The organism is Candidatus Neoehrlichia procyonis str. RAC413 (assembly GCF_000964795.1).
GTDB classification, from domain to species: Bacteria; Pseudomonadota; Alphaproteobacteria; order Rickettsiales; family Anaplasmataceae; genus Neoehrlichia; species Neoehrlichia procyonis.
The window spans coordinates 391,883-402,848 of the sequence record NZ_LANX01000001.1; the positions used below are offsets into that span (position 1 = coordinate 391,883).

5 protein-coding genes are annotated in these 10,966 nt (G+C 25.3%); all 5 read right to left on the reverse strand.

Features of this window, described 5'->3' with window-relative positions:
• Positions 1-477: 477 nt before the first annotated feature.
• Positions 478-2,226, reverse strand: a complete 1,749-nt coding sequence (locus NLO413_RS04755; protein WP_052690361.1) for a hypothetical protein — start codon at positions 2,224-2,226, stop codon at positions 478-480.
• An 859-nt stretch (positions 2,227-3,085) separates the two neighbouring features.
• Entirely contained in the window at positions 3,086-4,687 is a 1,602-nt protein-coding gene (locus NLO413_RS01425) for a hypothetical protein (protein ID WP_156965554.1), read from the reverse strand.
• A gap of 905 nt (positions 4,688-5,592) precedes the next feature.
• Complete coding sequence (locus NLO413_RS01430; RefSeq protein WP_198138889.1) at positions 5,593-7,158, reverse strand: hypothetical protein; 1,566 nt, start codon at positions 7,156-7,158, stop codon at positions 5,593-5,595.
• Between the two features lie 548 nt (positions 7,159-7,706).
• Complete coding sequence (locus NLO413_RS01435) at positions 7,707-9,284, reverse strand: hypothetical protein (protein WP_045808776.1); 1,578 nt, start codon at positions 9,282-9,284, stop codon at positions 7,707-7,709.
• Positions 9,285-9,389: 105 nt separating this feature from the next.
• Positions 9,390-10,958, reverse strand: coding sequence for a porin (locus NLO413_RS04760; protein ID WP_052690362.1), 1,569 nt, complete (start codon positions 10,956-10,958; stop codon positions 9,390-9,392).
• Between the last annotated feature and the right edge of the window lie 8 nt (positions 10,959-10,966).

Sequence of the window (10,966 nt, forward strand, 5' to 3'; positions counted from 1 at the left end):
AATTTCATTATCTAAATTTATAATTAACAACGTAACATGCAATATATTCCATTCAATATACAGCGTTTATTGATACAACTCTGTAAAGAAGTTAACCTAAAAATCAAACACATAACTAACTATTATAGATTTTTAGCACATATAAAAATGTAATACTTATAAAACATGTTCTTAATTTTACAATCATAGCACACGTAAAGATGTTAAACACAAATACTTACAAAGTTTATAAATACTAATATAATACAATAAATAATTTTGTATAACATTACACTAATACTATTTAGTGATAATAGTTAATATAAAAGCATTAATTTTTACCAATAATGATCTTAGTAAAAAAGCCTTATTTTTATTTCCAAATTGTAACTTTAAATTAACAATTCTGAACACAGCAAAAATATAATTTATCAATCCAGAGAAAAATATCCTTCACTATCAAAAACAATAAAGGATATTTCATCTATTAAATTATATTTAAAATTCACACTTCATACCTATAAGCAAGATTGACCCTTGCTTATAATCATCATGCAACTTTTGATGAGCTGTGAAATAATGATAGTTTGCAAAGATTTTATATTGAAGTTTAGATAAAATTTCAGAAAAAGTATATTCAACTCCAGCACCAATATCATACAATCTATTCTCCGCGCCATAAACACTTTTACGATAAGATGTACTTACAGTAGTTCCTTTATAACCATAACTAGCTCCTACAGTCCAAAAGTACGAAGAACCTAAAATAACACCGTTATCATTGTATAAAAATTTTTCCTCTATCGCATTAAATTCATATTTACCAACAATACTATCAATCTCTCCTAAATAACCATAAGAAGCAGCAATTTTGGCTGTTTTATAATTAGCAACTGCTCCAACTGCTATACTTTTTATGTTAGGCATTATTACAAACTCATTATTTTGCTCTTGTATACTCTTAAAATGTGCATATTCACTTGTAATAGATGTTTGAATATTTACATCGCGTAAATTAACTTTATAGGTTAACCCCAAATTTACAATATTATCATATATAGGAGCTATAAAGCCACGATGAATTTTCATCTTCCTAGTAATATTTTCTATAATATTCGATATGCTTTCTCTTAAGTTATAATCATAATCATAATCCTTATTATGTAAATCTTGTATCAATAATCTTCTATCTTGTTCATAAGAATCTTTGATAATGTTTAAAACATCATATTCAATTTTGTCTTGGTGAGTTACAGTATATCTGCTAACATCCTGTATTGACTTTTCAAGATTCATAAGTTTACCCTCTATTACATTAAGTACTTCATAGTCTGTTATATCTTTTACCATATTAGTAATCTTTTCCATGATATCATAATTAATAAGTACTTTTACAACATCATCCTTCGCTTTACGAGATAATGAACTATTATTATTAATATTAGCTCTAAGAACAGAAGAATAATCATACCCAAAAGGAGAATAACTTATACCAACACTAAAACCTAACACATTTGGAGATATATACGATACTCTTAATGGTAAAGAATTAATCAGTGTACCACTATTTTGATATTTATAATGATTATATGAAAATCTATTCATGCCATCAAATAAACCTTCCATATATAACCCTGTAGGCAAATAAAAAGCATTTTTTATATATTCATCAGTATTTTTCTCGCCAAAATTATAACCAGCAAAAAATTCATTTCTTAGATTAACATATTTAAGCCAAGAATTGCCATTATCTCCTGTACCTATAGTAAAGGCATCTATTTTCATAATAGAATCGACACCCTTTTGATATCCGATAGTAAAATTACCATAAGCAGTATTTACAAATAATTTAGTTCCCCTATTATTTATTGCAGTTGAAGCAGTAAAGTCACTTTTTTTAATATAAGGAGTATCAAACTCCACATTAAATCCATAAGAAATTCCTAGATTATTATTTTGACCTTCTGCTGTTATACTAAATGTACCATCTATCATTGCACCATATCCACGAGAATAATCTTGAAAAGGTGATATTACAGGATCATTACCTTCTTGATTAACAACCCATCCATAAGATAAAAAATCTCCTCCTATCTTAAAAAAAGGGTATTTATTGCTATGTATTTTTTCACTATGTATTAAACCTTTCTTATGTTCTTTCGTGCAGTTAGAACACGCCAGTACCTCTTCGATGCTATAAAGCATTAATAAAGATACTAAAGCAGTAGACAAAGAAAGTTTCCTCATACATTTACCTAAGTGAATTAAATATATTAAAATTAATTATTATGTTAAATCATAAATAATATGACATGTCAATAAATGAATAATTTTATAAAGGAAATAATGGATAAATTAGCTATAACATATGTCTTATTAAAATATTTGTGTTATAATAAAAAATATTCTCAATAATATGCTTATTCAGCACAATATTAAACAAGATCATTATCACATTTTACGATAATAAAAATATATTATAATTTAAAAATACATACTTATTATAGGATATATCTTAATATTCTTTAGGATATATAATTCATGCTATTATTAGCAATATAAGATTATAAAATAATATCTACTATATTATATGTTATAGTGCTAATTAAAATGACATTTTTCGTTGAATCGAGTTTCTAATTATTCTTCAATATACTAATGTAAAATCTTTACATTTCTCAATTATTCAGCAACAAAAGTGCTATTTTTATTTTTATAAAAAAAGTAAATTATAAAATACTGATAATTCTAATATGCTAAAGCACTTTACAAATATAAAGTATAGAGTTTATTAGCTTAAAAAATCATTATGAAAGTAAAAATTTAAATATCCATCCTCTTCAATAAGTCAAAAACATAAAAGCAATAAACCCTATACTTACTCTTTAATAATGACAATTTTTATTATTTATAACATAATTACAGCTTATTCTATAAGTCAATTAATACATATAATATTAATATTTATTGAAGCATTCTGATATGCTTTACAAATTTTACTATTACATAATATATAACTTACTTACCAAGCATTAGTATAAACTAATATTATCATTATATTGCTATAATATCACTTAATAATTTACCATACTACAAACCTACTTTATCAAAACTCAATTTTAATACCCGACAATATAATACTGCCTTTATTAATATTAGCTTTTTCAATATTACTATCATCTATATAATATAGACGATAATCTTGATTTGTATTAAAATAGTGATAATTAGTAAAAATTTTACAATTTAACTTATCTGTAGTATAAAGAGTATAATCAATACCAATACCAAGATCTTTCAAGAAATTATTACCCCTATACAATATATGTTTAAAATTATCATAATAATAATTATAAGAAAAAGATTTAAAGTAAGTTATACTCAATAATAAGTTATTATATTGATAACTTGCACCTACATCCCAATAATAAGCATGGTTTTTAGGGAAATACTGCGTTACATCTACTAAATCCTTAAATTTATCATTGTAATCTATAACACCAGATTGACCTAAATAACCATAGGCAGCTCCTAATTTAAGATTTTTATACTGAGCATTTATTCCTAAAGCTATTCCTGTTAAATTATGCAACTTATGGTATCGTTCATCCATATATTTATTCAGAAATTTCTTTACATATTCAGCCATATATTGTTCATTAAAAAGTTGGTCATGTTTACTTGCAGGTTCATCAATGTACATATTATGAGCCCTATTAATAGAAAGGTTTACATATTTACTAGCCATAAACTTTGCATTATCTGCAGTAATGGATTTTCCATACTCACCAATCATTGAAGCATTAAACTTGATATCATTGACTTTATAACCATAAGATATTGCTCCACTAATAATATGAGTATATGGACTAATAACAACATTATTTAAAGGAGCAAAAACATCTCTATAGCGATATACTATCCCATAATCACTATTACTATCATCTACATCGCCCATTACATTAATAACACCCATAACATCATTCAGCAAAAAATCACTTTTATAACCTTTTGGAGAATAGCTTATACCAAATGTTAATCCATTAAAATTTAAAGATTTATAAGAAAATCGAAATGGCAAATAACCAGAAAAATCGTTCTCATTTAAATTAAAATCTGTAGAAAAATAATTACCATTATTACGAAATAAATTTTCGCTATATAATCCTGAAGATCGATAAAAAGGAATATTATTTACTCCTTTATGTACTGGAAAAAAATGCCTTATATATCTTGTCCATTCACTACTTGCATCTCCTGCAGCAATATCAAATGCATCCACCTTCATTTCAGATTCAACACCCTCTTGATATCCTAGTGATATATAACCATAGGGAGTATCAGCAAATGCTACAATCCTACCTTTAGTTATTGGCATTAATATTTGGAATTTTGCTCCATAAAGAATATTAGTATCATACTTTTTTAAGTTTACTTCTAACATTCCATTACTATCTATTCCCCATTTTTCAAAATTACTATCAAAATTATATTCATAAACATTTTTATTATTAAAATTATCTTTTATAAACCAATTATAAGACATTAATTTTCCGCTAATAGTAATATATTTCATGTAATCTTGAGAAACATTCTGTAATGTCTGACACTTTATACATTCATTATTACCATTATGTTTTGCAAAAGCACATTCATATATTGACAGAAACATGCACATACAAGCAGAAATTGTAAAGAGATTTTTCATAATATACCCAAGATAACACACAAAAATATACTTTATAAAGTATATTAATGAAATTATATATAGGATATAAACAATAATGTAAATATAAATTTTGTTTATTACATAAAAAATTATGAAATAAAATAAAAAAAATTGTATTCTAACTACATAATTACTACTTAAAGTATATATTTTATACAAACTCACATTAATAAAAATAAAAAACATCATAAAAATCTTAAAAAGATTTTTATAAATAAACCTAATATAAAAAAAATTCTTAGACTAAGATTATCTTATTTCATAATTAAGAAATATATGTTATAGTTTTTTGCTTTACACAAACAGTTATATTAAATACTTTTTTATAAATAAAGATAGTAATATCCTATTAAAAAATATTAGCAGTATTGTTACAAAAAAATACAATAGTTACTTACTTAACAACTATGTGATATAAATATATCACGATAAATACAATTATTGATATATAATAACTTTTGCAAAAAACTTTCTAATAAAATTAGAGACCATAAAAATAAAACTACTATATAGCAAAAACTTAGAATTTTTATTAACAATATGAACTTATAAGTATATGATTATAAAAGAAGTTGTCTCATAAATTAGCAATATTTATAAGTAAAAAACATTGCATATTATTATGCTTTAATACTAATAAATAATTTTTCACCATCAATTCATCTAAGCATAAAAAGGACCATAAAAGCTTAAAAAATAACTACTTACAAAATTATCAGAGAGGTAAAATATATATACTTACATATGAAACCATATAATAAGAAGAAAAGCTTATTCCTCTACATAACATTATTTTTCTAATTTAAATACCATTATCCTCATGTAACTAATAAAAACTATAATATTATTATATATATCTCAATTAACAAATTACATCCAACAATCTAAAATTCTAACTTTATTCCTGATAAAAAAATACCTCCTTGAAGAACATATTCTGCTGCAGAAATACTTTGATTTATAATAAAATAATGATAGTTAGCAAACAATTTATAATGTGTTTTATTATTACTATATACAGCATAATCAAATCCTACACTAAAATCTCTTAAAAAATGTTTATCTTCTGATGATAACAAATTATTTGTTGTAGTATTGTAGCCGCCATATGAAGAGTTAAAGTATACAGCACTCATTAACAAGTTATTATATTTATAACTTATACCCACATCCCAATAATAAGAATGACCACTAGGTACATATTTTAATAATTGATTATCATAATAATAGTAATTAATCATACCAGATTTACCTAAATAACCATAAGCAGCTCCAAACTTTAACTTACCACAATCAATATTTGTTCCTAAAGCAATCCCTACTAAATCATGCAGAACATAATATTTTGAATTATCAGACTTTGCATACTCACCCACAATAGAAGTAATAAACCTAACATCATTGATTTTATAATCATAATATATAGCACCACTTATAATATTTTTATAAGAACTTACAGATTTATTAATTAATCCACTAACAATCTCTTTTGTGTCAGCACTCAACAAATCTACTTCTTTTATATCAGCTGTAACATTATAATTTACTCCTTTTGTAACTGTTAGTTTATTGTTTTTATTGTTTTGTCTTGATGATTGTGAATTTACTGTGTTAACAATCATATCTTTATTGGCAAGACTTCCTAGTGAAATGTTATCATAAGCACTAACAATGCGCAAATTCCTTTGTGAAAGCAAATCTTCCTTATATCCTAATGGTGAATAACTAATACCAAATTTTAAACCAAAAATATCTACAGATTTATAAGAAATTCTAAACGGTAAGCTATTGATAAAATCCCTGTCGTCAAGCATACCATCTTCCATAATAAAATTACCATTACTACGAAATAAATTTTCACTATATAATCCTGAAGACCAATAGCAAGGAATATTATTTACTACGGAAACATCATGTACAACAAAAAATCCACTTACATACCTTGACCATCCTATACTTTGATCACCTGCAGCTATGTTAAAAGCATCGACCTTCATTTCAGATTCTATACCCTCCTGATAACCAAATGATAAGTCACCATGAGGAGAATTTATAAATCCTATAATTCCTTTATTAGATAACTTACTATAAAAAACTCTACCCCGCATTGCAGGCATTAATAGCTGAAACATTGCTCCATATACAAATCTATCATTATTTTCCTTCGATATAATACTAACGCTTAATAAAGCATCATTATTTATACCCCAACTATCTAAACTAGCATTTGAGTTATAACGATACTTGCTATAGTAGGAAATTACACGATCACTTACGCTGTAGTCCTTATTATTTGTAACCCAAATATATGATAAAGCATTACCATAAACACTAATCCTACTATTCTGATTCTTCACTGCACTACGCAATTGCTGATAATTCTCCCGAGCGCTATTTTTATCATAATTTTGCTTTGCAAGAATACCCTCCTTACATAGCAATATAAGCATAAAAACAATAAAAAAAATTCTCATAAACAAAACCATCAAACTCATTATAAAATTCTACCCCTTAAAAGGGTCATTGCTAATTTATAACAATAATATAATGTTAGATTATAAATATTTAAAAATATATGCAACTATAAATTTATAAAAATATCTATTATTAAACTTAAAATAATATAATATAAGCATATCTAAATAACTGCATACATATTCATCCTATTGTAAACTATATCAAGAGATAGATTCACGATAATTTCTCAGATATAGTAAGATATTTTTAAATAAACTTTTTTTCTAATAGATAAATATCAAATTTATAGCAAAAAAATACACTAATAATTTTGAAAAAGCATTTAATTCATTAAGTATTTTATTACTAATAAAAATTATATATCATAATTCACCATTCGAAAGTAAATTACACTTCACTTTATAACATCAAATAATTAAAAAAGTTAAGCAAAACTATAAATCATAATATCACTTTATAAACTAAAAAATACAACTACCTATAAAAGTTAAATACACCGATTTCATCAAGCCCAAATATTCTAAAATTCAACTTTAACTCCTAATAGAAAAACAACTCCATTATATTTAACCACATCTTTTTCTACATCATCAACAGCATTAGTATCAAAGAATATCTCAGTACTTTGTAATAGATTAAAAACATGATAGTTACTAAACAATTTACAATGCACCTTATTATTGTTATACAACATGTATTCTAATCCTACAGTAAAATCCTTTAAAAAATATACATCAAATATTTTATTAGTAATATAATTACTATTTGTAACAGAATACAAATAAGTTACACTTAAAGATAAATCATTATATTCGTAGCTACCACCAAAATTCCAATAATAACTATTATTGCCACTACTAATAAAATCTAAATATTTCTTTCCTAAAAAATTATATTTTATAATTCCAGATTTACCCAAATATCCATAAGCACAACCCAATTTTAATTTATCATATAAAACATTAACCCCAGCCGCTACTCCTGTTAAGTCGTAATATTCTAATTCTATTATATCACTATTTAAATTATCACTAACTTTTTCAGATTTTGCATATTCACCTATAAGAGAAGTAACAATTTTTGTACTGGCAATGTCATATGTATATGACAAACCTCCACTAATAACATTTTTATATGGACTTACAATATATTTCGTAGTAAGAGCATGTACGTTTTGTATTCTATTTGCATCATTATCTACATCAACTTTATTAATAGCATCACCTCTAAGTTGTATTTTCTCTAAAATTGTAAGACGTGCTGGTAATATGCTTGGTTGTTGTTGTGATACAAATTTATATAAACCAAGTTGCAAATTTTCTATTAATATATTACTAGTATTAGTAATACTGGTAATATCATACCCTGAGTTGTTTTGTATTTTATAGCCCAACGGCATATAACTTACCCCAAATATCATATTAGAAAATCCTGTAAAGCTGTATGATATCCTAAATGGTAAACTATGCATAAACCCTTTAGTAGTACTTAAAAACCTAACAATACCATTCTCATTATCAGAAGATAAAGTCTCGCTATACAAACCTGAAGGCAAATAAAAAGGAATATCTTCAGAATGATGTGCAAAATATTTTATATATTTTACCCATGCATCACTTGTGTCTCCTACAGCTATACTAAATGCATCCACCTTTATATTCGATTCTACACCTGCTTGATACCCAAATGATAACTTTCCATAATCATTATTAATAAAAATGAGACTGCCTGTTCTACCTTGAGACATAGGCATTAACAATTGTAAACTTGCACCTACAACACCAAAGTTACTTCTTTTTGATACAAGATCTAAATTTAGTACGGTATCATAAGTTATTCCCCAATCAAAAAATGCTATATTCTCCTCAACTTCTTCTCCTAAAGCTTTTTGATCTCTAATCCAGGCATAAGATAATACTTGACCACGAGCATTAACACGCCCTTTATCACTTTTTATTACTTTTTTAATTTTTTGAAAATTAACACATTGATTATTTTTAGCATTTTTTAGCCCATTATCATAGTCCATCTGCCTAGCAGAAACAACATTATAACATAACAACAAAACTAAAAAAAAAACTGCTATATAACCCCTCATAATTAAACCACCTAAATAAACACACTAAAAAATACATTACAACAGGCATTAATCCATATAAAAAATCTGTTAAGCATATTACATCAAAATACATATTATCCATTACTAAAAAATTAACTTAACACCTAATAAAACAACATTATTTTTAATTAAATTATCATTAACTGCAGTATTAATGTTCATAATATTTAAAATAATATGATGATAATAACTAAATATACTGTAGCTTACTTTATTATTTTGATGCAATTTGTAATCTATACCTACACTGAAATCCTTAAACATTCCCATAGTATTAACACTACTATTAAATTTTCTACTATTAAAATAAGAACTACTAATATATAAAGAATTATATTCGTATCCTATTCCTACTAGCCAATAATAAGAAAAAGGATTGTTTTTTTTGTTATAATACAAATTACCAGAATTACCTAAATACCCATATATTCCATACAATTTTAACTTGTCAAAAAACTTAATATTATTAGAAATACTTACGCTTAATAAGTCACTAAATGACATTTTATGAAAATTTTCACCTTTAGAATATTCGCCAGAAATAGCGAATTGACATTTTAAATCATTATTAAAAATAAAATCATACGATGCAACTCCACTTATAATATGATTATAGTAAGCACCAACCATATAACTTATATTATCATTATATACTGCAATATATTCCGATTTATTACCAGTAATAACTGCCTTCCCATGATTTGTAACAACATCTCCTCTTTTGTTATTGCTAACTTCTTGTTGTTCTTGTAATTGTAATTCTTCCTTTTTTTCACCATTTCCTTCTTCGATGTTTAATGTCTTCAATTTTATATTTTTTATATTTACTTTATCACTATCTCCTTTTAGTGTTATATTCCTCAAAAACATTCCTTTAGTACTAAAAATATTTTTATTATATCCTGTAGGAGAATAACTGAAACCAAACTTCAATCCCATAAAATTCGGAGAATAATAGGATAATCTAAAAGGCAAATTATTAATAAAATTTTTACCATCTTCAAATGTATAATGAACACTGGAAATACCAGGTTTATTACTCATACACCTAGCATGATTCATATAAAAAAGACCTTCGCTATACAACATAGGATATACTATTACTCTAGTATTATAACAAGACTTAATACCTACATTCAGCAAGTCATTTATTTCATTTAACTTGTACTTAATAAGCGTACTATCTTCACCTTTGTTATAATCACCAAAACCCTGACCTCTACTAATAATAGATTCTACCCCTTGTTGATATCCCATAGAAAACTTTCCATAAGGTGTAATAAAAAAAATATCACTACCTTGATTTACAAGTGCTTTGTTCTTTCCATAAATACTATCTTTAGCTGCAGGAGCAAATACTTGAAAATTAGCACCATACAGTACTCCAGACAAACTGCTTTGTTCTATTTTTAAATGAGCTATAACGTCACAATCTACCTTTAAGCTTTGAATGTCATTATTATGTATATCACGTGCCCCTAAAAACCAATTATAAAGCAATACTTGACCATTAATAAAAAAATTACTTTTAGGATAATATACTTTTTTACCTGATTCTTGAGCAATGCTCAGCTTGCTAACTAAATTACTATCCGCTAAAACTTCACCTAAAAAAATACTATATAACACAAAAACTAATATAAGTAATCTCATGTACACCT